The sequence below is a fragment of the Amycolatopsis sp. NPDC054798 genome (assembly GCF_053611505.1).
Map to the genome: position 1 here is coordinate 84286 of NZ_JBSHAM010000007.1, position 22109 is coordinate 106394.

A 22109-nucleotide genomic window follows, 5' to 3' on the forward strand; every position below is an offset into this window, starting at 1 on the left:
GAACAACCGCTCACCGCTCCGCACGTGCATCGGCATTTGCAGACAGTGCGCTGGTCAGCGGCCGTCGTCGGTGATCTTGCCGTTGTCGTCGAAGGTGAGCGTGCGCTGCTCGGTGCTCTTGCTGCCGTCCTTGTGCGTGACCTCGACGGTGTTCACCGTGGTGCCGTGCTGCGGGTCGATGGTGACCTTCTTGACCTCGAAGTACGCGACGTCGGCGTAACGCTTGCGCAGCCCCTGCGGGCCCTCCTGCTTGAGGTCGCCGGACGTGACCGACGAGGCCGTCGACGGGTCGGTGGTGACGTTGTTGAAGAACTTCTCCGAGTTGTTCCCCATCGTGTTCGGGTCGTTGGCGGTGAAGTACGGGGGTTCCTTCGTCTCCCGCTGAGCGGGAGTGACCGGTGGCTTCTCCGGCTCTTCGCTGGACGAGGGCGAGTCCGTGGTGGTCGGCGAGGACGTCCTGCTGTGGGTGCCGGGACCGGACGGTGTGGTCACGTCGGCGGAACTGCTGCTCGCGGAACTGCTCGGGCCGGTGCCCTGCTGCGGTTGCGTGCCGTTGTCCGAGGTGACGCCGTCGGGGCTGGTGCTGGAGCCGACGGGCGGGACGTTGCCGCCGACCCCGCCGTGCTGTCCGTCCGGGATGAGCGCGCTGAGGTTCGGGTTGCCGCCGTTCTGCCTGCCCGGCCAGCCGCCGCCACCGACCGCGTCGGTCGTCGTGGTGGTGGGCCCGCCGACCAGGAACGTCCCGGCGAACAGCAGCCCGACGACCACCGCGCCGGACGCGCCGGTGGCGAACCACGCGGCCTTGCGCCAGGTCTTCGGCGGGGTGACCGACGCGGGCACCGAACCGAGGTCGAACGTGCCGAGCCCGTCCAGCAGCGGCGCGGCGTACACGCGCACCTCGTCGTCCTGCTGCTCTTCTTTGTCCTGCGCGGAAACGGTCGGCTCGCGCAGGGTGACGCGCTGGCGCCGGGGCGGTTCGTCCGAAACCGGGTTCAGCTCGACGCGTTCGCGGGGGCTTTCCGGCCGGTTGGCCAGCGCGGCGGAGGTGGTGGCGACACGTTCCTGCCGGGTGCGCCGGGTCGGCTGGGGGAGCGCGCTTTCCGGCGGGGCGAAGGCGCGGTGTTCCTCGGGGATGTGGCCCTGCGGGGGCGCGAAGGAAGCGCGGGATTCGGTGCTCCGGGCGGGCGGAGCGGCGGGGGAGTTTGGGTGCTCGGCCTGGGGGCCCTGGGGGTGGACTCGCTGGGCAGAGGCGGCTTGGTGGCTGCGGGGTTCGGCCAGCCGGTCCTGGAGGGAGGTTTGGCTGCTCTGCGGTTCGGCGGGCTGGCCAGGGAGAGTCGCGGTCCGGCGGCCGTGGGGTTCGGCCTGTCGATTCGGTGCGGCGGTTTGGCGGGTTTGCGGTTCGGCGGGTTGTTCAGAGAGAGTCGCGGTCTGGCGGCCGCGAGGCTCGGCCTGCCAATTCGGTATGGCGGTCTGGTGGCTTTGCGGCTTGGCTGGCTGTCCAGGAAGAGCTGTGGTCTGACGGTCGCGAGGCTCGGCCAGCCGTTCCGGTGCGGCGGTCTGGCGGAGCGGGGCTTCGACCGGGGCCCGGCGGCCCCGCGCATCGATCGCTCCCCGGCGGCGCTGCGGCTGGGGCAACGGGGGTTCGCCGATCGGCAACGTGCCGCTCGCGGAGGGGAAAGCCGTCTGGTTCGGGGCCGGGCGGTTCCCGTCGTCGGGCGTCCGGTTCGCGCGCGGGGCCGGTGCACCGCGGCGCTGCGGAATCTCGCTGCCCCGCTGCGCCGGAGCGCTGTCGGCGGCCGGGACGCCGCCGGTGCGGTGCCGGTGATGTCCGGCGGCACGGGGCGGCACCACCGGCGTCCAGGTGCCGTCGGCGCGGACGCGGTGCCGTCCGGGGACGGTGACCTCGGCGTCCGGCACCGCGCCGGGACGGCCAGCGTGCCGCGGACCGCCCATCGTGTTTCCCGTCATGCCGGTCCGACCCCTCCGTGCGAGGGACGTGACGGCACCGGGGCGCTCGTCAACCCGAACGGAGCAGGCGAGCGGAGAATGGCCCTTGCGTCCACACTTGCGGACTCCCGAGCAAATGCACGCGCACGCGGAGAACGACGCGCGGAGCCGCAGCTCCCGCGCGTCCCCCGGGCATAGCCCGGCGCAGACGCCAGGGTTCTCACGGGCTTCACAGTAGGAAACCGGCAGGCGAATGTCTTCACCCATCCTGCAACTTGCACCGGTTTCACTCGGTCGGGCGCGCCTGAACGGGCGGCACGTCACGCTGTGCAGCGTGTGGCGTGGTGTTTGCCCAGTTCAGAGGCTTTCAGCCGCCGCTGCGGTACTTCGTCTGCGTCGACTGAAGGGCCTTCACCGACGTCGCGCCGCTACCGACCGCAATAACAATGGCGAGGATGTCCAGCACGACGTTGCCGGAAGTGAGCAGCCAGGCGAACAGCGAGGCCGCCGTGGCGCCTCCGGCCAGCGCCCAGCGGCTGCGCACGTACTGCGCGACCGGGGCCCCGCCCGCCCGCTTGCCCGCCGCGTTGTTCAGCAGCGCCAGGTAGCCGACGTGGCCGAGGGCCGCCAGCACGCTCGCGATCGCGATGATGACGGCGATGAGGTTAATCATGTGTCCAGTCTGCCCGGTTTCCGTGCGGCGCGAATCGGGGATGCCCCGGATGCCTCGTCAGCGGCCCAGCCTGCCGCGGCCGAGGTTCAGCAGCAGCAGCGCCAGCTGCCTGCCCTCCGGGCCCAGTTCGCGGTAGCGCGCCAGCACGTCCATCTCGCGGTTGTAGACGATTTTCGTGCCGCCCGCGGCCATCCGTGCCGCGCCGATGGTCTTCGACACCTCGACCCGGCGCTTTACGAGCCGGAGGATTTCGGAGTCGAGCCAGTCGATTTCCTCGCGAAGCGAGGAGATGTCCTCGCCCGCCGGGGTGTGCTCGGCGGGCTGTCCGTCGGCGTTCTGCGTCTGCGCGTTCATCGGGACCTCTCTGAAGTCCGGACTCCCTGTGGCCCAGGGACGGCGAAAGCCCCGGGTCCAGTGGACTCCGGGGCTGCGGGTGATGGCGGGTGGGGCACTACGCGATCACGGGAGCCGGAGTCCGGGTCCCGTAAAAAAATCGCTCGCTGCTGTGCCGCACGGGTTCAGTATGGCACAGGCGCGCCCGGCCGCCGCCGGAACGCCCGCACCCGCGCGTGCAGCACAAGGCTGATGAACAGCCAGAACAACGGCATCGCCGGCCAGAAGAAGAACGCGCCGCCGACCGCCCAGCGGACGATCAGCAAAGTCGCGAGCACGACGGCGATGCCGAGGTGGACGCGCAGCGCCGGATGCTCGCGCAACGCGGCCCGGGTGAGCGGCCAGCCGCCGCCGCGCGGCCGGACCGGCTCCGGGCGGGGAAGGTCGGCGGTGAGTTCGCCGAGTTCGTCGGTGTAGCGGGCGGCGTAGACCGTGCGCAGCCGCTCTTCCACCTCTTCGAGAGTGAGCCGTCCGGTGGAACCGGCGGCCTGGATGGTCTCGGCGACGCGTTCGCGATCGTCGTCGGAAGCCCTCAGCCGGGCGGGAATCTTGTCGTCCATGCCGTTCAATGCTCCGCGCGGGAGCGGCGTCGCGCGTCGGACGCGAGGCGACACCGCCGCGTACGTCCGGAAGCGCAGGCCGACCCCGTGGCTGTTCCGGGACTGTCGTACCCCCGGGGTAGCGTTGACAGACGATGGACACCCTCTTCGATCTCCCCGCAGACCCGCCCGCCCGCGCTGCCCGGCCGGGAACCGCAGACCTGCTCGAGGACCTCAACCCCGCCCAGCGCGAGGCGGTGACGCACGCCGGAGGTCCGCTGCTGGTCGTCGCGGGAGCCGGATCGGGCAAGACGCGCGTGCTCACGCGCCGGATCGCCTACCTGCTCGGCCAGCGCGGCGTGCATCCGGGCGAGATCATGGCGATCACGTTCACCAACAAGGCCGCCGCCGAGATGCGCGAACGCGTCGCGGCGCTCGTCGGCAAGCGCGCGAACGCGATGTGGGTGTCCACGTTCCACTCGATGTGCGTGCGGATCCTCCGCCGCGAGGCGAAAACGCTCGACATGTCGTCGAGTTTCTCCATCTACGACTCCGACGACACGAAGCGGCTCATCACGCTCGTGGCGCGCGATCTCGACATCGACCCGAAGAAGTACGCCGCGCGCACGCTCGCGGTGCACATCTCGAACCTCAAGAACGAACTGGTCGATCCGGAGGAAGCGGCCTCGAAGGCGGCCAACGACCTGGAGCGCCGGGTCGCCGAGGTCTACGCGGAGTACCAGCGCAGGCTGTCGAGCGCGAACGCGTTCGACTTCGACGACCTGATCATGCGGACAGTGTCGTTGCTGCAAGCGTTCCCGGACGTCGCGGAGTACTACCGGCGGCGTTTCCGGCACGTCCTGGTCGACGAGTACCAGGACACCAACCACGCGCAGTACACCTTGGTGCGCGCGCTCGCCGGCACCGAAGCGACGGACACCGGGATCGAGCCCGCGGAACTGTGCGTGGTCGGCGACGCGGACCAGTCCATCTACGCCTTCCGCGGCGCGACCATCCGCAACATCGAGGAATTCGAACGCGACTTCCCGAACGCGCACACGATTCTGCTGGAGCAGAATTACCGCTCCACGCAAACGATCCTGTCCGCGGCCAACGCCGTGATCGCGCGCAACCCCAACCGGCGCGCCAAGCGGCTGTGGACGGATTCGGGTGACGGCGAGAAGATCGTCGGCTACGTGTCGGACAACGACCACGACGAGGCCGCGTTCGTGGCAGGGGAGATCGACTCGCTGGCGGAAAAAGGCGAGGCGGACTACTCGGACGTCGCGGTGTTCTACCGCACCAACAACCAGTCGCGAGTCTTCGAGGAAATCTTCATCCGGCTGGGCCTGCCGTACAAGGTCGTCGGCGGGGTGCGGTTCTACGAGCGGCGCGAAGTGCGGGACATGATCGCGTACCTGCGGGTGCTCGCGAACCCGGACGACACCGTCAGCCTGCGGCGGATCCTCAACGTCCCCAAGCGCGGCATCGGCGATCGAGCCGAGGCAGTCGTAGCGACCCACGCGGAACGGGAACGGATCTCGTTCTGGGCCGCGCTGCGCGACGCCGTCGACGACAAGGTGGCGCTGCTGAACCCGCGGTCCGCCAAGGCGATCACCGGATTCGTGACGATGCTGGACGAACTGCAGGAAATGGCGTCGTCCGGCACCGAGGTGCACGACCTGCTCGAAGCGGTCCTGGAGCGCACCGGCTACCGCGCGGAGCTGGAGGAGTCAGACGACCCGCAGGACGCGTCGCGCGTCGAAAACCTCACCGAATTGGTGACAGTGGCCCGTGAATTCGCGGAGTTCACCGCCGAGGTCACCAACGACGAAAACGCGGAACTGGTCCTGGACGACGGCGTCCCCGCGCCCGGTTCGCTCCCCGCGTTCCTGGAACGGGTTTCCCTGGTCGCCGACGCCGACTCGATCCCGTCGCCAGACGGCGGCGAGGAAGGCGACGGCGGCGCGGGCGTGGTCACGCTGATGACCGTGCACACCGCCAAGGGCCTGGAGTACCCGGTCGTCTTCTGCACCGGCTGGGAGGACGGCGTCTTCCCGCACATGCGTGCCCTGGGCGATCCCGCGGAGCTGGCGGAAGAACGCCGCCTTGCCTACGTGGCGATTACCCGTGCGCGGCAACGGCTTTACGTGTCGCGGGCGCTCACCCGGTCGGCGTGGGGACAGCCGCAGATGAACCCGGCCTCCCGCTTCCTGGACGAACTGCCGCCGGACCTCGTCGACTGGCGTCGCCTGGAACCGTCCTCGCCCGGCTTCGGGAACTTCGGGTCGTCTTCCGGTTCTTCCTCCGGTCCTCGAGCCGCGACGACGTGGGGCCGCCGGTCCTCGACATCGACGTCTTCGAGTTCTCCGTTCGGGAAGGGGTGGAAGGACACGGTGGCTCTGAAGCTGGACGTCGGAGACCGGGTCAGCCACGACAAGTACGGCCTGGGCACGGTCATTTCGTGCGACGGCATCGGACCTCGCGCGACGGCGACGATCGACTTCGGGGCCTCGGGCAAGGTCCGGCTGATGCTGATCGGCAGCGTGCCGATGGTGAAGCTCTGACAGTTGCTGCGGTTTGGGGGTGGATCCCTCCGTGCCGTGCCGGTTTGCCTTGAGTGAGCTGGCTAGGTCGATGCTGAGCGCTTCTCAGAGCTCAGATCTCCGCTCCCAGTACGGCGCTGCCGCACGGTCACTCGCGCGTCCGCAGCCCTAGGCACCGCCCTTCGCCCGCGGTGCTGTCGTGCTCGCCGTCGGCGGCAGGCCGCTCTTGGCTCCAGCCCGTCCGGGACATCTTTCGCCGGACCGAGTGAACTGCCCGGCGAACCCGCCGATCTTGTCGGTCCCCTCCGGCATACTTAATTCATCGAACACAAGTTCGATGAAATGCGGTAGGCTGTGGGAGGGACGCAGGGGATGGACGCGGTGCTGTTTGGGGTATTTGCAGCTGGGGTACAGGAGTACTTGAGGAGAGTCGCGGGGACGGTTGCTGTGGGGACGGCGACCCGGCCAGCTCGGGACGTGCCAGGGGATGTGGCACGGCTGGCTGCGGCATGGCGTGCGTTGCTGAGGCAGCACGCCTTAGGTCCAGACGGCAGATGTGTCGTCTGTGGAGGAGCGTCGCGCGCCGACGAGGGGGTCGCGCGATGGATGCCGTGGCGAAGACGCGCGGACCTGTGCACGGTGTGGCAGGTGGCAGTCGCCTACTTCGTCCGTCGCTTGCCTGGCAGCGATCCGTGACGTCGTCCGCCGCTGCTAACGGCTGAGGCCTCGCTCAGGCTGTTCACGCCTGGTCTCGGCATGATCCGCCGCCGGTCCTTCTGCGCTGCCGATTGTTCGAAGCGACTTCTCTATTGCGGTGCACTGCAATAGAAGCAGAGTCGGCTGGTTGGCGACCGGCTGCGGTGCAAGGCTGTGTACTCGCTGCGGGCGGTACGCGCCGAAGGTGCGACCAGGATTCCTTCAGGCGAAGCAGATTCCGCCGCTAGCCGCCTGGAGGCGATCCGTGCGGATCAAGCCTCAGGCGGCGACGTCGTGGCGTCGTGCGGCGGATGTCACTGCTCTGGTTTGCCCTGGAGGGCGGGAAAAGCGGGTCAGCTCACGTTCACGCCGCGGGCGGCGAGCCACGGGCGGGGGTCGATCTTCTTGGAGCCGTCCTGCCAGACCTCGAAGTGCAGGTGCGGGCCGGTGCTCTCGCCGCGGTTGCCGATCTCGGCGATCTGCTGGCCGCACTTGACCTTCTGGCCCTCGCGGACGGAGAAGCTGTTCATGTGGCCGTAGACCTGGATGGTGCCGTCGTCGAGCTGGATGCGGACCCAGAGGCCGAAACCGCTGGCGGGGCCAGCCTGGATGACGGTGCCGTCGGAGGCGGCGTAGATCGGGGTGCCGATGGAGTTGGCGATGTCGATGCCGAGGTGGCTCGTGCCCCAGCGGGCGCCGAAGCCGGAGGTGAACGTGCCGTGAGCGGGCATGCAGGTCTTCGGGCGGGCGGCCTCTTCGGCGGCCTGGCGCGCGGCTTCGGTTTCTGCCTGCACGCGGGCCTTGGTGACCTTGGCGCTGTCGGCCATCTTCGCGGCTTCGGCGGAGGCGTCGACGGCGTGGCCGGCCGGCAGCAGTTCGGGAGCTCCCCCGGAGCCCGCGCTGCCGAGGGTGAACGAGGCGCTCGCGTTCTGTGCGTTGGCGAGCGGGGTGACGGCGGCGTCGGAGTCTCCGCCGCTGGTGGACTTGAGGGTCTGCCCGGCGGCGGCCGCGGCGAACGCGCCGGCCGCGACAGCGGCGACCACGACCCGTCCGCGAAGGGCGGAGGAGGGCGGGGAGATGCGGTGCTGTCCCCGGACGCGGATGACCGCACCGTCCAGTGCGTCTTTCAGCGCCGGGGAAGGGGCTTGGCCGCCGGGGGAGCGGTGTGAAGCCAAGACAGGGCCTTCCATCGTCGGGGAGTCGGGGCGGAAGCGAACTCGGGCGGGGGATCCCGTGAACGAACCTCGGGGGTGATTCGCTCAGCGTTCGGCTTCGTGACCTGACTGTAATGGGGACCGCAGGACAGTAACGAAGCGGTGCCTCAATGAGCAAGACGCTGCCCGGCTTTCGGCCGAACGAGTGGAAGTCATCGAGCTTCTAGCTGTGGAAACTACCCAAAGTTAAGGGAGAACTACTTCGCTGGATGTGGCTTGAGTCACATACGTTCGGATGGTTCGACGCTTCCGGGGCCCCTTCCGGTCGCCCTGAGGGCGAAATAACCGGCCGCCCGGGTGCGTTGAAGCAGTTTCGCGGCGGATCTTGTGATGACGGTCACTCGCAGCAAGGCTGCCGAGGCGCTTTTCGAAGGATTCGCGCCCGCTCTCCAATGGACGAATCCTCTTGCCCGACCCGCCTGGATCCGCAGGCTCCGCGGCTTGGTCGGCTCCCGTCCGCGCCATGTGGTCCAGCCTGGCCGGACTCTGTCCCTGGTCGGCTGGCACTCGTCGCGGCTGTTCACCGAGGTGCGGCCGGTTGCCTGCCCTCCCCGGCAGGTCCCGGCCGTCCCCATCCCGGCCCCTGGCGGATCGTCTCTGAGGTCTGGCGGGATTCTGTCGCGACTGCCTCTGCGACCTGGCCGATCACCCGGCAGGCCTTGGCCGTCTCGATCCGGCCTCGGTGGATCGTCCCCGCGGTCTGGTTGGAGCCTGTCGCAGTTCTCTCCGCGATTCGGCCGGTCACCCGGCCTTGTGCCATCCCCATCCGGTCCCTGGCGGATCGCCCCCGCGGTCTGGACCGGAGCCTGTCGCAGCTCCCTCCGCGACTTGGCCGGTCACCTGGCCCCGGCCGTCCCCATCCCCGGCTCCCTGGCGGAATCCCCGGTTCCCTGGCGGATCGTTTCTGCGGTCCAGCAGGAGTCTGTGGCGACTGCCTCTGCGACCTGGCCGGTCACCCGGCCCTGGCCATCCCCGTCGGGCCCCCGGCGGATCGTCCCCACGATCTGCCAGAACCTGTCGCGACCCCCTTCGCGACCGGCCGGTCACCTGCCCCTCCGCCAGGCCCAGGCCGTCTCCATCCCAGACAGGCCCTCCCCGGCCTGCCTGGGATGAAGATCGCGGCTCCCCTCCGCGGGGCGGCCGGTACCTGCCCTCCCCGGCAGGCCTCGGCCACTTCATCTCAGTCCCGGCAAGCCGTCCCCACGACCTGCCGGCACCCGCCGCGGCTCCCCTCCGCGACCTGGCCGGGCACCTGCCACGAACAGGCGTCCGACCTCGTTCCATCGCCCCCGCGATGTGTCCCCGTGCTTCGTCCCGCGCCGGAGTGACGCCCCGAACGTCTCTCCCTTACGCGACTTCCCCGAAGTTTTTCCTCGACGCTCCCTCCGGCACTTCTGTCCCTCTGCCGTCGAGACCTCCGGCCCGCGCCCCTCTTACGCGGATCGGCGGATTTTTTCTTCGCACCCCTCAGACGCGCGGGGACGGCCCGAGGTTCATCCGCCGCGGAATTCACCTGGAAGTGCGTTCCGGCCTGGTCGAGGCGGCCCTGCTGTCCCCGTGGCGAGACCGGTCCTTGCTAGCGTCGCGAGCGATGACTCCGCCGACCCCAGAGCCTTCCGACGGCGATTCCGCTCCGGACACCCCGGGCCGTCCCGCCGGACCCCGGCGTCCCAGCCTCGCCGAGCGCAAGGCCGCCGCCCGCGCCCGAGCCCGCCGCGACGCCGGTCGCGCGAAAACGGACCCAGCCGACTCGCCGCGCCGCAGCGGAGCGACTTCCTCGGGAAGCTCGCTTGGCCGTGGCGAAGAGCCGGGAAGCGGCCCGTCCCGCCGTGGTGCGCCGGAAGGCTCTGACGAGTCCCGTGCCGAAGCGGTCTCTGCGGAGAGTTCAGCTGATCTGTCCGGGCACAGCGAGCCCGCGGCGGACAGCCGAGCCGTCCAACCTGGCCGAGATGAAGCGTCCACCAGGCAACGGCGGGCCGAAGCAGACCTCGAAAAGCCAGCCGTCGAGCCAAGGTCAGCACCGAGCCGCCAAGGCACGGACCTCCTGGACCTGACCGACCAAACTCCCTCCCCGAGGCTCCGCGCCGCCACCGTCCTCCTCGGCCTCGGCGCACTGGCTTTGGCCGCCGGTGCCATCGCCCCGGTCTCGCCCGACGCCGGGCCCGGCTATCTCTCCTGGCCGCTCCTCGTGCTCCTCGCCGTCGTCCCGGCCGGGATCGCGTTCGCGGCGGCTCGCAGCGGACGGCACGGGCTGGCCGCCGGTCTCGTCACCGGTCTCGCCGCGCTCGCGCCGGGACGGCTGATTCTCGATCTCCAATTCCTCGTCAACGGCTCCAAAACCATCCGTCCCGAGCTGTACCTCCCGGACCGGCTGCTCGACCGCAGCGGTGTGGGCATCGGGTTCTGGCTGCTGATCGCCGGGCATCTGCTGACGCTCGTCGCCGGGATAGTGGCCGCGCGCGTCGTGCGGGAGCGCAACGAGATCGCCGGAGGCGACGGCAAACGCCGCTGGCGGTTGATCATTCCGCTGCTCGCCGTGGTCGCGGCGGTCGGACTGTTGATGACCCCGGTCCTCTCCGACGACCCGTTTCTCCTTGCGCGGTCAGCCTTTGAAGGGCCTGGCCTGGCGCTCGCCGGCTACCTCCTCCTCGCCGGTGCGCTGCCGGTCGCCGCGGTGCTCGGGGTTTTCGCCGGATCCGACGGCGTCGCCCGCGGGACGCTCGGCGGGCTCGCCGCGGCGGTGCTCGCCGTCGCGGTGCCGACGTGGGTCGCCGGGCTGGCCGTGTCGGGGCTGGAGGTGTCGACGGGCGCTTATCTCGCCGTCGTGCCGATGGTGCTGGTCCTCGTCCTCACTCCACTTGCGACACCGCAGCAGACGCAAACCGAACGCACCGACCTGGCCGGCGAGGCTCGCGTCCCCGGCCTCACGATCTGGCGCACGCTCACCGCTCTGCTCGCGTTGCTGACCGGAATCGCGGCGGCGATCGGCGCGCTCGCGCCGCAACTCGGCAACACCGGCAACGGCACTGACAGCCCGGCCCGCTGGCAACTGCTGATCGCGGCAATTCTTGTCGTACTCCCAACGCCTTTCCTTCTCTCGCGCCGCACCGCGCCAGTCGCGCGCGGGATTCTCGCGGTGTTGTGGGCTGGCGTTGTTCTCGCCGGAACTGCTGTGCTCAGTACCGCCATCACAGCTTCGGAAGCCACGGGACTCGGCGGGCTTGGCGGTGCGATCAATTACCGCCTCGGCGCGGGTGCCGTTTTCACCGCCATCGCGCTTGGCCTCGCCGGGCTTGCCGCCTTGGCCGCAGTGGTGACCGGCGTCGTGGAACGCGACGACACCGGTACCGAAGGCCCGCGACCGCGAGTTCTGCTCCCGGCCGGAATCGCCGCGGTGCTGGCGATCGCGGCGTTCGGCACGCCGGTATTCACCGCGCCCGATTACTCGACGCCCGGTCTTTGGTCCGATTTCGACACTCCGTCGTGGGGATTGCTCGCCGCGCTGCTCGTTGTTCTCGGGACCCTCGGGTTGAGCGTTCGTTCGCGGCCCGGCGCCGCGGCGGCGGGGCTGGCGGGAGTGGCGGTGCTGCTGGCATTGCACGTCGCCGACGTTCCGTTGGTCAGTTCGGCGTTCCACGGCGCACAGCCGGGAGCGGGTTTCTGGCTGGGGCTGGCTGCGGTGGCGGCGGCAGTCGCCGCCACCGTCACCGCGGCTGCCGGTGCGAAGAAGTGAGCCCGCGCCGAGTCGTCCTCGTGGAGCTGGCCGAAGAAACCGCGGCGATTCCCTTGGCGCGAATGCTGCGCGACGCCGGTTTCGAAGTCGTCCACGTAGGACACCTCGACACCGCAGAAAAGATCGTGCGCACCACCGAACAGGAGGATCCAGACATTCTGGGTCTCCTCGGCGGCCCCATTCCGCCGGGTCTCGCCGAAGCGCTCCCCGGAGCCCACGTGGTCGAGCTGGGCTTCGAAAGCCCCGAAAAGGCCGCCGAAATGCTTGTCGGTGGGCGGTCTCACACCCTGGAGACACCCTCTGACCGCGTACGGTGACCGACTTCACCAGGTGCGGCGTCCCCTGCGTCTGCGCTGGTCGCTAACCTCGACTGGTCCGACAGCGCGGTCCGGAAAACGGACCACCACAGTGGCGTGTCGTCAGGAGACTGGAGTAGTGGACCTCTACGAGTACCAGGCGAGGGATCTCTTCGCCGCCCACGGAGTACCGGTTCTGCCGGGCGCCGTGGCAAGCACCCCGGAAGAAGCCAAGGCCGCCGCGGAGCAGATCGGCACCCAGGTCGTCGTCAAGGCGCAGGTGAAGGTCGGCGGCCGGGGCAAGGCGGGCGGCGTCAAGCTGGCCCAGACGCCCGACGAGGCGAAGGAGAAGGCGGAAGCCATCCTCGGCCTCGACATCAAGGGCCACATCACGCACCGCGTGCTGGTGGCGGAAGCCTCGGACATCGCGTCCGAGTACTACTTCTCCTTCCTGCTCGACCGCGCCAACCGCACCTTCCTCGCGATGGCGTCGTCCGAGGGCGGCATGGAGATCGAGCAGCTCGCGGTCGAGCGCCCGGACGCGCTGGCCAAGATCCCGGTCGACGCGATCAAGGGCGTCGACAAGGCGACGGCGCTCGAGATCCTGAAGGCCGGCAACTTCCCGGCCGAGATCATCGACGAGGCCGCCGACGTCGTGGTGAAGCTGTGGGAGACCTTCGTCTCCGAGGACGCCACCCTGGTCGAGGTCAACCCGCTGGTCCGCGACCCGCAGGACAAGATCATCGCCCTCGACGGCAAGGTCACGCTCGACGAGAACGCCGCGTTCCGCCACCCGGCGCACGAGGACCTCGTCGACAAGCAGGCCGAGAACCCGCTCGAGGCGAAGGCCAAGGCCAAGAACCTCAACTACGTCAAGCTCGACGGCGAGGTCGGCATCATCGGCAACGGCGCGGGCCTCGTGATGTCCACTTTGGACGTCGTGGCGTACGCGGGCGAGAAGCACGGCGGCGTGAAGCCCGCTAACTTCCTCGACATCGGCGGCGGCGCGTCGGCCGAGGTCATGGCGGCCGGGCTGGACGTCATCCTCAACGACACCGACGTGAAGAGCGTGTTCGTGAACGTCTTCGGCGGCATCACCGCCTGCGACGCGGTCGCGAACGGCATCGTCGAGGCGCTGAAGATCCTGGGCGACGAGGCCAGCAAGCCGCTGGTCGTCCGCCTGGACGGCAACAACGTCGTCGAGGGTCGCCAGATCCTGGCCGACGCGAACCACCCGCTGGTCACCGTGGTGGACACAATGGACAACGCGGCCGACAAGGCTGCCGAGCTCGCCGCGGCAGGTGCGTGAGATGTCGATCTTCCTCAACGAGAACAGCAAGGTCATCGTCCAGGGGCTCACCGGCTCCGAGGGCATGAAGCACGCGACCAAGATGCTGAAGTCCGGCACCAACATCGTGGGCGGCGTCAACTCCCGCAAGGCCGGCCAGACGGTCACCATCGAGGGCAAGGACCTCACCGTGTTCGGCACGGTCGAGGAGGCCATCAAGGAGACCGGCGCCGACGTTTCGGTCATCTTCGTGCCGCCGAAGTTCGCGAAGGACGCGGTCATCGAGGCCATTGACGCCGAGATCCCGCTGGCCGTCGTCATCACCGAGGGCATCCCGGTGCACGACTCGGCCTACTTCTGGGCGCACGCGGTCGCGACCGGCAACAAGACCCGGATCATCGGGCCGAACTGCCCCGGCGTGATCAGCCCCGGCAAGTCGAACGCGGGCATCATCCCGGCCGACATCACCGGCGCGGGCCCGATCGGCCTCGTGTCGAAGTCGGGCACGCTGACCTACCAGATGATGTACGAGCTGCGCGACATCGGCTTCTCCACCGCCGTGGGCATCGGCGGCGACCCGGTCATCGGCACCACCCACATCGACGCCCTCGAGGCGTTCGAGAAGGACGCCGACACCAAGGTCATCGTGATGATCGGCGAGATCGGCGGCGACGCCGAGGAGCGCGCCGCGGCCTACATCAAGGAGAACGTGACCAAGCCGGTCGTCGGCTACGTCGCGGGCTTCACCGCCCCCGAGGGCAAGACGATGGGCCACGCGGGCGCGATCGTCTCCGGTTCGTCGGGCACCGCCGCGGCGAAGAAGGAGGCCCTCGAGGCCGCCGGCGTCAAGGTCGGCAAGACCCCGAGCGAGACCGCTGTTCTCGCGCGTGAGCTGTACAACAGCCTCGGCTGACCAGCTGCGACTCCACTGGCGGAGGCCGGGCACCGACACGGTGCCCGGCCTTCGTCGTTTCCGCCCGCAACCGATCCGGTGTTCAGTGCGTCCAACGTCGCGGACGCCCCGGCCGGATGCGCTAGCGTGCAGTCACTCGTGAGCGGGGGACGCCGCCGGTGCACCCCGGGTGCCTCAAGATCCCGAACCGCCGGTCGATGAGACAGGAGATCTTCCGATGACCTTCCCCAGTGGCGGGCCCGGCTACCCCCAGCAGGGCCAGCCGTCCCAGGGACCGCCCCCGTCGGGCGGGTTCCCGCAGCAGCCCCAGCCGCAGCAGGGCCCGCCTGCCACGGGCGCTGGAGCGCCGCCGAACCTTCCGCTGCTGCTGTCCCTCGGCGTGGCCGGGCTCGGCCTGGTGCAGTACTTCCTCGGCTTCGCCGCCGAGGCGGGCACCGCCGGGCAGCCCATTCTGTTCCTGCTCGTCGGCGGTCTGCTGTCGGCGCTGAACCTGCTGCCCAAGGGGCCGAAGACGCTGCCGTTCGCCGCGCTGTTCAGCGTGCTCGGCGGGCTGGGCGCGCTCGACGCCGTCATCTCCGGGCGAACGTCCGCCATCGTGATCGTGGTGCTGATCCTCGGTCTCCTGCAGATGGCCGCGTCGGTCGCCGTGCTGCTGTTCGAGTACGGCGTGCTCAAGCCGCCGGCCCCGCAGCCGTCCGCCCCGGCCTACCAGCAGCCCTACGGCCAGCAGGGCCAGTACCAGCCGACGCAGTACCAGCCGGCTCCCGGCCAGCAGGGTCAGCAGCAGCCGCAGCCGCCCGCCCCGGGACAGCAGCCGCCCGCCACGCCGCCGCCGGGCGGACAGGCGACGACGTACGCGCCGCAGCAGGGCCAGTTCTTCCAGCCGCCGGCTGACCAGAACAAACCGGGCACACCGCCCGGCGGTTTCGGACAGCAAGGCTGAAACCTCTTCGGATTACCCACCCGCTGTGACTCTCCGTGTCACAGCGGGTGTTTTTATTGGCCTCGTGCCACGACCGGGTGGGCGTTGGGTTCGCCACGTCCGCCGGGCGGCGTGCCTCACCCGGACGGCCGAGCGCGGATGTCATGGTCGGGGACATGCAGGTGCTCACCAGTCCCGGACGCCCCTCGGGCGACGAGCCGGTGGGCGACTCCGTTGGCCAGGATGTCCCGCAGGCACCCCGGTTGCGGGTGTTGCTCGTCGCGGCGCTCGGCCCGCTCGTCATCGGCTACGCGGTGGTCGCCGCCCTGCTCGCGCTCGTCACGCTGACCGCCGGGCACGCGATCTTCTCCGCGGGCGGCGTGCTGCTCTCGGCCGGACCCGGCTGGCTGGCCGCCTACCAGGTGGAACTCGGGATTGGCGGCCATCCGCTCGGGATGCTGCCGCTGCTGCCCACAGTCGGCGCGGTGCTGCTGGTCGCGCGGGCGGCGGCGAAGGCGGTGCGACGGCTTCGCTGCGCCAGGCTTCGGCACACAATCCCGTTGATCGCCACGATTTCCGGCGCGCATCTGCTGTTCGGCCTGCTGGTCTCGTTGCTGTCGATCGGCGAACCGGTACGGGCGAATGTCGCGCTCGCCGCGGTGGTGCCTGCCGTGCTCTCCGGCCTCGCGGCCACCGGCGGGGTGCTTCGCCGGTTCGGGATGCCGCAGGTGCTTGCCGAACGGCTCGATCCGCTGGCTCTTCGCGGTTTGCGCGCTGGCCTGCTCGGACTGTTCGCGCTGCTGGCTGCTGGCGCTCTGACACTGACTGCTGCGACGGCGCTGTCCGCGCGCACGGTGTCCGGACTGTTCGAGCCGTCGTTCGGGAGCAGCTTCGGCCTGTTCCTGCTTTCCGTGCTGTACCTGCCGAACGCCGTGGTCGCCGCGATGTCGTTCGTGAGCGGGCCGGGGTTCAGCATCGGCAGCCTCAACGTGCACCTCGTCGGCTACCGCGGCGGTTCCGTTCCCGGGGTGCCGCTGCTCGGCGGCATCCCCGAGCACGCCGCGTCGTGGTGGCCGGCCCTGCTGGTGCTGCCGCTGGCGGTCGGCGTGCTGGTCGGCTGGTCGGTCCGCGCGGTGGACGACGATCCGGCGGCGCGGCTGCGTGCGGTGGTCGTCGCGGGCGCCGTGGTCGGGTTCGGCTGCGTGCTGCTGGGCACGCTCGCTGGCGGACGCCTTGGCGACGGTCCGTTCGATCCGGTCAGCGTGCCGGTCGGAGTGGCGTCGATCGTCGCGTTCTGCTGGATCGTGATTCCGGCCGGGTTCGTAGCGTTCTTCGCGGGGGCGCACTCCCCGATGCGGCCGGTCGGCTCGCTCGAGGTGGAGGACGCGGCCGAGCCCGAGACCGAGCCCGAGGACGCTGAGCCTGGTGCGCCCGAGTCCGATGAGGACGTTGCGGACGGCGAAGCCGAAGAGGATTCGGACCTGGCTGAAGAACCCGGGGAGGACTCCGGGGAAAACTCCGGGGACGACGAGGACTTCGACGCCGAAGCCGACGCCGAACTGGGCCTCGACCTGCCGGAGGACGAGCCGGAAACCGAAACCGCCGAAGCGGAAGACAAGCCCGAAGCCCCTGCCGAGGAGCCGGAGGCTGTGACCGAATCCACCGAGGACTCCGGCGACGCGAAGCCCGCCGAGGACGACCGTTAGGGTTGGGGCGACCTGGTGAAGCGCCGTGCGCCCGAGGCGTACCGCCGTGCAAGGAGCCCGTTCTGGCCAGCCGCTTGGAACTGCCCACTCCGGTGAAGATCGTCGTGCTCGCGTCCGGTTCCGGCACGCTGCTGCAGGCGGTGCTCGACGCCGCCGGGCAGCCCGGGTTTCCGGCCGCCGTCGTCGCGGTCGGAGCCGATCGCACCGGCATCGAGGCGCTCGCGCGGGCGGAACGGGCTGACGTGCCGTCGTTCACCGTGCGTGTCGCCGACCATCCGGACCGGGCCGCGTGGGACCGCGCGCTCGCCGAGGCGGTCGCGGCGTATCAGCCCGACCTCGTGGTGTCCGCGGGCTTCATGAAGATCCTCGGGCCGGAGTTCCTGTCGCGCTTCGCGGGCCGCGTGATCAACACCCATCCCGCGCTGCTGCCGTCGTTCCCCGGGATGCACGCGGTCGCCGACGCGCTGGCCGCGGGAGTACGCGTCACCGGATCGACGGTGCATTTCGTCGACGCCGGGGTGGACACTGGCCCGGTCATCGCCCAGGAGGCGGTGCCGGTGGAGACCGACGACACCGAAGACGTCCTGCACGAGCGGATCAAAGCCGTGGAACGCAGGCTGCTGGTTGAAACGATCGAGCGACTCGGCCGTGGTGGGTGCACCGTGGACGGACGAAAGGTGAGGTTTTCGTGAGCACAGCACAGGGGCGGCGCCCGGTCCGGCGCGCGCTGATCGGCGTCTCGGACAAGGCCGGCCTGCTCGAGCTCGCGACCGGCCTGCACGCGGCCGGCGTGGAGATCGTGTCGACCGGCGGCACCGCGAAGGTCATCGCGAACGCCGGGGTCCCGGTCACGCCGGTCGAACAGGTCACCGGGTTCCCCGAGTCGTTCGACGGCCGGGTCAAGACGCTGCACCCGCGCGTGCACGCCGGGCTGCTCGCCGACCAGGGCAACGAGGACCACGTCGCGCAGCTCAAGCAGCTCGACATCGCGGCGTTCGACCTGCTCGTGGTGAACCTGTACCCGTTCCAGGCGACCGTCGCGTCCGGTGCCAGCCCCGAGGACTGCGTCGAGAACATCGACATCGGCGGTCCCGCGATGGTGCGCGCGGCCGCGAAGAACCACGGCAGCGTCGCTGTCGTCGTGGACCCGGCGCGGTACGAGTGGGTGCTCGAGCAGGTCTCCGCGGGCGGCTTCGAACTCTCTGACCGCAAGCGGCTCGCTGCGCAGGCGTACGCGCACACGGCTGCGTACGACACGGCTGTCGCGTCCTGGTTCGCCAACGCGTACGCGCCTTCGGACGACAGCGGCTTCCCGGACTTCCTCGGCGCGACGTGGGACCGTGCGGACGTACTGCGCTACGGCGAGAACCCGCACCAGAAGGCGGCGCTGTACCGCAGCGCGCAGCCGGGCCTCGCGCACGCGGAGCAGCTTCACGGCAAGGCGATGTCGTACAACAACTACGTCGACACTGACGCCGCGCGTCGGGCCGCCTTCGACTTCTCCGAGCCGGCTGTCGCGATCATCAAGCACGCCAACCCGTGCGGGATCGCTGTCGGTGCGGACGTTGCCGAAGCGCACCGTAAGGCGCACGCCTGCGACCCGGTGTCCGCGTACGGCGGCGTGATCGCCACGAACCGGCCGGTGAGCGTCGCTGCGGCGGAGCAGATCGCCGAGGTCTTCACCGAGGTCGTGCTCGCCCCCGACTTCGAGCCGGAAGCGCTGGAGATCTTGCAGCGCAAGAAGAACGTGCGGCTGCTGAAGCTGCCCGCGATCGAGAACGCGGCCCCGGTGGAGTTCCGGCCGATCTCCGGCGGCGTGCTCGTGCAGACCGCCGACGCGATCGACGCTCCCGGCGACGACCCGGCGAACTGGGAGCTGGCCACTGGCTCGCCCGCCGACGAGCAGACCATGGCGGACCTGGAATTCGCCTGGCGGGCCCTGCGCGCGGTGAAGTCCAACGCGATCCTGCTGGCGCACGAGCAGGCGACCGTCGGCGTCGGCATGGGACAGGTCAACCGCGTCGACTCGTCGCGGCTGGCGGTCTCGCGCGCGGGCGACCGGGCGAAGGGCTCGGTCGGCGCGTCGGACGCGTTCTTCCCGTTCCCGGACGGGCTGGAAGTTCTGATCGAGGCCGGCGTGCGGGCCGTCGTGCAGCCCGGCGGGTCCATTCGCGACGCCGAGGTGATCGCCGCCGCCGAGGCGGCCGGGATCACGCTGTACCTCACCGGAACGCGGCACTTCGCGCACTGATTTTCTGGTGACCGGCCGGGACTTTCGGGTCCCGGCCGGTTTTTTCATCCCTCGCGCAGGATCGCGTAGACGACCTCGTCGCGGTAGCCGCCGTCGCGCCAGGTGACCTGGCACAGCAGGCCCTCGCGGTGGAAGCCGGTCTTCTCCAGCGTGTGCTGCCCGGCGAGATCCTCGCTGTCGACAAAGGCTTCGAGCCGGTGCGCGCGGGTGTGCCGGAAGACCTGGTCGACGAGCAGCTGGTACGCCTTCGTGTCGGTTCCGTGGCCGCGATAGTCCGGCAGCAACGCGACGCCGACCCGGAAGCACCCGCCGGCGGGCCCGCCCCGGTCGGCCGCCTCCCAGGTGGCCATCCCGGCGACGACCGAGTCGACAGTCACCGCGACCGCGCTTGACGCCGGGCTGAGGAACCCGTCCTCGGCGAACCGGCGGCGTGCCCTCGGTCCGGTGAAATTCGTCCACTGGAAGGTCCCGGTGCCGTCCGGGTCCGTGGAGAACCGGTCGAGCACCGGCAGGTCAGCTTCGGCGAAACCCCGCAGGGCGATGTGTCCTGTCTTCATCAGGGTTCCCAGTGTAAAGAGCGGTTTCCCCGGGCGTCCGGTGATCTTTCGGGTTCTTTCCCCGTTCGCGCTTGACAGTGGGGAGCGGGCGAGTGAGACTGGATGAGTCGAACGGGTGTTCGATACTGTTCGGCGCAGTGGTGTGTTATTGGGTGCGATTGCTGGGTGACCGTGCGGATTCCGCACGGATGAGGATGCGGAACCGCCTTCCCCGCGGTGTGTCGGCGTCCGTCCCGGGCTTGGTTTGGCGGCCTTGCCCGGGACGGACCGTCGGCTGATCTCGGCGGAGGGAGGAAACCGGTGACAACCGGAGTGGCTTCGGGGGTTGTTTCTTCGAGGGTTGCTTCGGAGATCGCGGAAGAGCCGGGGGCGGCTTGCGAGGCTGAGGGGACTTCTGCGGGCGACACTTCGGCTCTGTCCGAGACGGCCGTGGGGACTTCGGCGGCGGACGGTGCTTCGGTCGTGGCCGGGGTGGCTCCGGGGGCGGTCGCTCTGGCTCCGGGCGATGCGGTGGTGGCTGCCGGGGTTGGGGTTCCTTCGGGGGCGTTGGCGTCAGGCCTGGCTGGGGAGCTGGACTCGGCTGATTGTTCTGGCCTAGCGGGTTTTCTTGGTGTAGCGGGGATTTCGAAGAGCTTTTCCGACGCGGAGCTTCAGGCTTCCGCGCCTGCGAGCGTGCCGGAGGCGCGGCCGGCACGCTCGTGGGAAGTGCTGGTGCCGTGGTCGGCGATCGAGGCATTGGCGAAGGAACGGACGCCGGTCGCTGCTGGTTCGCCTAGGTTGATGTCCTCGTTGGGATCGCGTACTCGGCTGAGTTCTCGGGACGTAGCGTTCGAGCCATGGGCACCGGCCAACTTCAGCGGAGCGGGAGAAGCTCACTCGCCGGTTGGGCTTCGTGCGCAGGCTCGGTCGGCTGAGCCTGGTCGTGAGCTTCGTCCCGGTTCGTTTTCCGCCGGGGCTGCGTCGTCTGCTGACCCGCGGGTGCCTGATTCACCGGCTTCGTTCAAACCGGCTAGCCCGTCTGGTTCGGGGGCCTGTCCGCGGCCTTCGGCTCGAAGTGGTTTGTCTGCTGAACGCGATTCTCCGGCTCGGCCTGCGTCGGAGAAGGAGATCGAACCGCTGGTTCGGCTTCGTCCGGCAGATCCGGTTGAGGCTGGGGTGGAATCTCAGTCCGAGGGTTCGCTTGCCGCTTCGGCTCAGTTGCGTCCCATAGACCCGGCTGAGTCTGGTTCGGTGGCTGAGCGCGAGGGTTCGCTTGCTTCTTCGGCTCGGTTGCGCTCGGCTGAGTCTGGTTCGGCGACCCAGCCCGAGGGTTCGCTTGTCGCTTCGGCTCAGTTGCGCCCAGCTGAGTCGGGTTCGGCAGCTCACCTCGAGAGCCCGCTTGCCTCTCCGGCTCAGCTGCGCTCGGCGGCCTCAGCTGTGTCTGGTCCTGCGACTCACTCCGAGAATCCGCTCGCTTCTCCGGCTCAGCTGCGTTCGGTGGATCCAGCTGTGTCCGGTTCGGCGACTCACCTCGAGAGCCCGCTCGCTTCTCCGGCTCAGCTGCGCCAGGCGGCCCCAGTTGCGTCCGATTCATCGACTCACCCCGAGAGCCCCCTCACCCCTCCGACTCAGCTGCACCCGGCAACCCCGCCCACCCCGGAAACTCCCGCACCGGCAACTCCCGACCCGCCGAAACTCCGTCCCCCCACCCAACTCCACCCCGCCGACTCCCAACCCCAGCCGACGGATCCAGCGCACCCGTTGGCCAAACTGACCGCCCTCCCCGGCGTCAGCACTGCCAGCACCGTCGCAGCCGAACGGGCTTCCCGGACTGACTGGGATCGCGCCACCGGCCGGATGCTCCCCGTGGCTCCAGCTCTGGCCGACCTTCTCCCCGGGGCCGGCCTGCGCCGCGGAAGCATCGTCGCGGTTCACCACTCCACCTCGTTGCTGTTCGCGTTGCTCGCGGAGGCGACCGTCGCCGGAGCGTGGGCTGCGGTGGTCGGTGCCCCTTCACTGGGGATTGTCGCGGCGGCTGAGCACGGGGTCGCCGTGTCGCGGCTCGCGTTGATTCCTCAGCCAGGAGCCGAATACCAGGCGGTGATGGCCGCTTTGCTCGACGGTGTCGATCTCGTTGTCACCGAGCCTCGTTCGGTCCGGCCGGATGTCGCGCGACGGCTCGCGGCGCGGGCCCGGCATCGTGGGGCGGTGCTGCTTTCGTTGGGGCACTGGCCTTCTGCCGACGTCGAGTTGCACTGCACCCCAGGCACCTGGACCGGAGTGCTCGAACACGGTGCCGGGCACCTCCGTTCCCGGCCAGTCGAAGTGCACGCTCGCGGACGTGGTGCAGCGGCTCGGCCTCGGTCGGCTCCGGTCTTGCTGCCCGGTCCGGATGGACGGGTTTCCCGGGGCGAGAAGCGCGTCGCTGCACGGGAGGAGGCAGTCGGGTGACGCGT

16 protein-coding genes are annotated in these 22109 nt (G+C 69.9%); 10 read left to right on the forward strand and 6 right to left on the reverse strand.

What is annotated here, in order from left to right; all coding sequences use genetic code 11:
* Positions 1 to 54: 54 nt before the first annotated feature.
* From ACWGIC_RS06750 to ACWGIC_RS06765, 4 genes are all read right to left on the reverse strand, one after another.
* Positions 55 to 1968 carry a hypothetical protein gene (locus tag ACWGIC_RS06750; protein WP_452074922.1) on the reverse strand — a complete coding sequence of 638 codons (1914 nt, stop codon included), beginning with the start codon at positions 1966 to 1968 and terminating at the stop codon, positions 55 to 57.
* A 346-nt stretch (positions 1969 to 2314) separates the two neighbouring features.
* Entirely contained in the window at positions 2315 to 2620 is a 306-nt protein-coding gene (locus tag ACWGIC_RS06755) for a hypothetical protein (protein ID WP_452074923.1), read from the reverse strand.
* A gap of 57 nt (positions 2621 to 2677) precedes the next feature.
* Complete coding sequence (locus ACWGIC_RS06760) at positions 2678 to 2974, reverse strand: chorismate mutase (RefSeq protein WP_409183406.1); 297 nt, start codon at positions 2972 to 2974, stop codon at positions 2678 to 2680.
* Positions 2975 to 3138: 164 nt separating this feature from the next.
* Positions 3139 to 3573 (reverse strand): DUF1707 SHOCT-like domain-containing protein, encoded by a 435-nt coding sequence (locus tag ACWGIC_RS06765; protein WP_452074924.1) that lies wholly within the window; start codon positions 3571 to 3573, stop codon positions 3139 to 3141.
* Positions 3574 to 3707: 134 nt separating this feature from the next.
* On the opposite strand from ACWGIC_RS06765, the gene pcrA reads away from it, so the two are divergent.
* On the forward strand, positions 3708 to 6119 hold the full coding sequence (pcrA, locus tag ACWGIC_RS06770; RefSeq protein ID WP_452074925.1) for a DNA helicase PcrA: 2412 nt from the start codon (positions 3708 to 3710) through the stop codon (positions 6117 to 6119).
* Positions 6120 to 7147: 1028 nt separating this feature from the next.
* Here pcrA and ACWGIC_RS06775 read toward each other — a convergent pair.
* The gene (locus tag ACWGIC_RS06775; protein WP_452074989.1) at positions 7148 to 7837 is read right to left on the reverse strand and encodes a M23 family metallopeptidase; all 690 of its coding nucleotides are present in this window, start codon (positions 7835 to 7837) and stop codon (positions 7148 to 7150) included.
* Between the two features lie 1762 nt (positions 7838 to 9599).
* On the opposite strand from ACWGIC_RS06775, the gene ACWGIC_RS06780 reads away from it, so the two are divergent.
* The 8 genes from ACWGIC_RS06780 (at position 9600) to purH (ending at position 19117) form a co-directional block, all read left to right on the forward strand.
* Entirely contained in the window at positions 9600 to 11741 is a 2142-nt protein-coding gene (locus ACWGIC_RS06780; RefSeq protein ID WP_452074926.1) for a hypothetical protein, read from the forward strand.
* A 20-nt stretch (positions 11742 to 11761) separates the two neighbouring features.
* Positions 11762 to 12058 (forward strand): hypothetical protein, encoded by a 297-nt coding sequence (locus tag ACWGIC_RS06785; RefSeq protein WP_452074927.1) that lies wholly within the window; start codon positions 11762 to 11764, stop codon positions 12056 to 12058.
* Between the two features lie 118 nt (positions 12059 to 12176).
* Positions 12177 to 13346 carry an ADP-forming succinate--CoA ligase subunit beta gene (gene sucC, locus ACWGIC_RS06790; RefSeq protein WP_452074928.1) on the forward strand — a complete coding sequence of 390 codons (1170 nt, stop codon included), beginning with the start codon at positions 12177 to 12179 and terminating at the stop codon, positions 13344 to 13346.
* A gap of 1 nt (position 13347) precedes the next feature.
* Positions 13348 to 14238: a succinate--CoA ligase subunit alpha gene (gene sucD, locus ACWGIC_RS06795; RefSeq protein WP_452074929.1), complete on the forward strand. Its 891-nt coding sequence runs from the start codon at positions 13348 to 13350 to the stop codon at positions 14236 to 14238.
* Positions 14239 to 14455: 217 nt separating this feature from the next.
* The gene (locus tag ACWGIC_RS06800; protein WP_452074930.1) at positions 14456 to 15181 is read left to right on the forward strand and encodes a DUF5336 domain-containing protein; all 726 of its coding nucleotides are present in this window, start codon (positions 14456 to 14458) and stop codon (positions 15179 to 15181) included.
* Positions 15182 to 15336: 155 nt separating this feature from the next.
* Entirely contained in the window at positions 15337 to 16866 is a 1530-nt protein-coding gene (locus ACWGIC_RS06805) for a cell division protein PerM (protein ID WP_452074931.1), read from the forward strand.
* 74 nt (positions 16867 to 16940) lie between these two features.
* Entirely contained in the window at positions 16941 to 17558 is a 618-nt protein-coding gene (gene purN, locus ACWGIC_RS06810; protein ID WP_037816178.1) for a phosphoribosylglycinamide formyltransferase, read from the forward strand.
* Positions 17555 to 19117 carry a bifunctional phosphoribosylaminoimidazolecarboxamide formyltransferase/IMP cyclohydrolase gene (purH, locus tag ACWGIC_RS06815; protein ID WP_452074932.1) on the forward strand — a complete coding sequence of 521 codons (1563 nt, stop codon included), beginning with the start codon at positions 17555 to 17557 and terminating at the stop codon, positions 19115 to 19117. The genes purN and purH overlap by 4 nt, the downstream gene beginning before the upstream one ends.
* A gap of 44 nt (positions 19118 to 19161) precedes the next feature.
* On the opposite strand, the gene ACWGIC_RS06820 is transcribed toward purH, so the two are convergent.
* Positions 19162 to 19674, reverse strand: coding sequence for a GNAT family N-acetyltransferase (locus tag ACWGIC_RS06820; RefSeq protein WP_452074933.1), 513 nt, complete (start codon positions 19672 to 19674; stop codon positions 19162 to 19164).
* A 1836-nt stretch (positions 19675 to 21510) separates the two neighbouring features.
* On the opposite strand from ACWGIC_RS06820, the gene ACWGIC_RS06825 reads away from it, so the two are divergent.
* Positions 21511 to 22104, forward strand: coding sequence for a hypothetical protein (locus tag ACWGIC_RS06825; RefSeq protein WP_452074990.1), 594 nt, complete (start codon positions 21511 to 21513; stop codon positions 22102 to 22104).
* Positions 22105 to 22109 lie beyond the last annotated feature (5 nt).

Excerpts from the sequence above, each read along its gene's own strand:
- ACWGIC_RS06750 (WP_452074922.1), bottom strand. The coding sequence starts at position 1,968 with ATGACGGGAAACACGATGGGCGGTCCGCGGCACGCTGGCCGTCCCGGC.
- ACWGIC_RS06755 (WP_452074923.1), bottom strand. The coding sequence starts at position 2,620 with ATGATTAACCTCATCGCCGTCATCATCGCGATCGCGAGCGTGCTGGCG.
- ACWGIC_RS06760 (WP_409183406.1), bottom strand. The coding sequence starts at position 2,974 with ATGAACGCGCAGACGCAGAACGCCGACGGACAGCCCGCCGAGCACACC.
- ACWGIC_RS06765 (WP_452074924.1), bottom strand. The coding sequence starts at position 3,573 with ATGGACGACAAGATTCCCGCCCGGCTGAGGGCTTCCGACGACGATCGC.
- pcrA (WP_452074925.1), top strand. The coding sequence starts at position 3,708 with ATGGACACCCTCTTCGATCTCCCCGCAGACCCGCCCGCCCGCGCTGCC.
- ACWGIC_RS06780 (WP_452074926.1), top strand. The coding sequence starts at position 9,600 with ATGACTCCGCCGACCCCAGAGCCTTCCGACGGCGATTCCGCTCCGGAC.
- sucD (WP_452074929.1), top strand. The coding sequence starts at position 13,348 with ATGTCGATCTTCCTCAACGAGAACAGCAAGGTCATCGTCCAGGGGCTC.
- ACWGIC_RS06800 (WP_452074930.1), top strand. The coding sequence starts at position 14,456 with ATGACCTTCCCCAGTGGCGGGCCCGGCTACCCCCAGCAGGGCCAGCCG.
- ACWGIC_RS06805 (WP_452074931.1), top strand. The coding sequence starts at position 15,337 with ATGCAGGTGCTCACCAGTCCCGGACGCCCCTCGGGCGACGAGCCGGTG.
- ACWGIC_RS06820 (WP_452074933.1), bottom strand. The coding sequence starts at position 19,674 with ATGAAGACAGGACACATCGCCCTGCGGGGTTTCGCCGAAGCTGACCTG.
- ACWGIC_RS06825 (WP_452074990.1), top strand. The coding sequence starts at position 21,511 with ATGCTCCCCGTGGCTCCAGCTCTGGCCGACCTTCTCCCCGGGGCCGGC.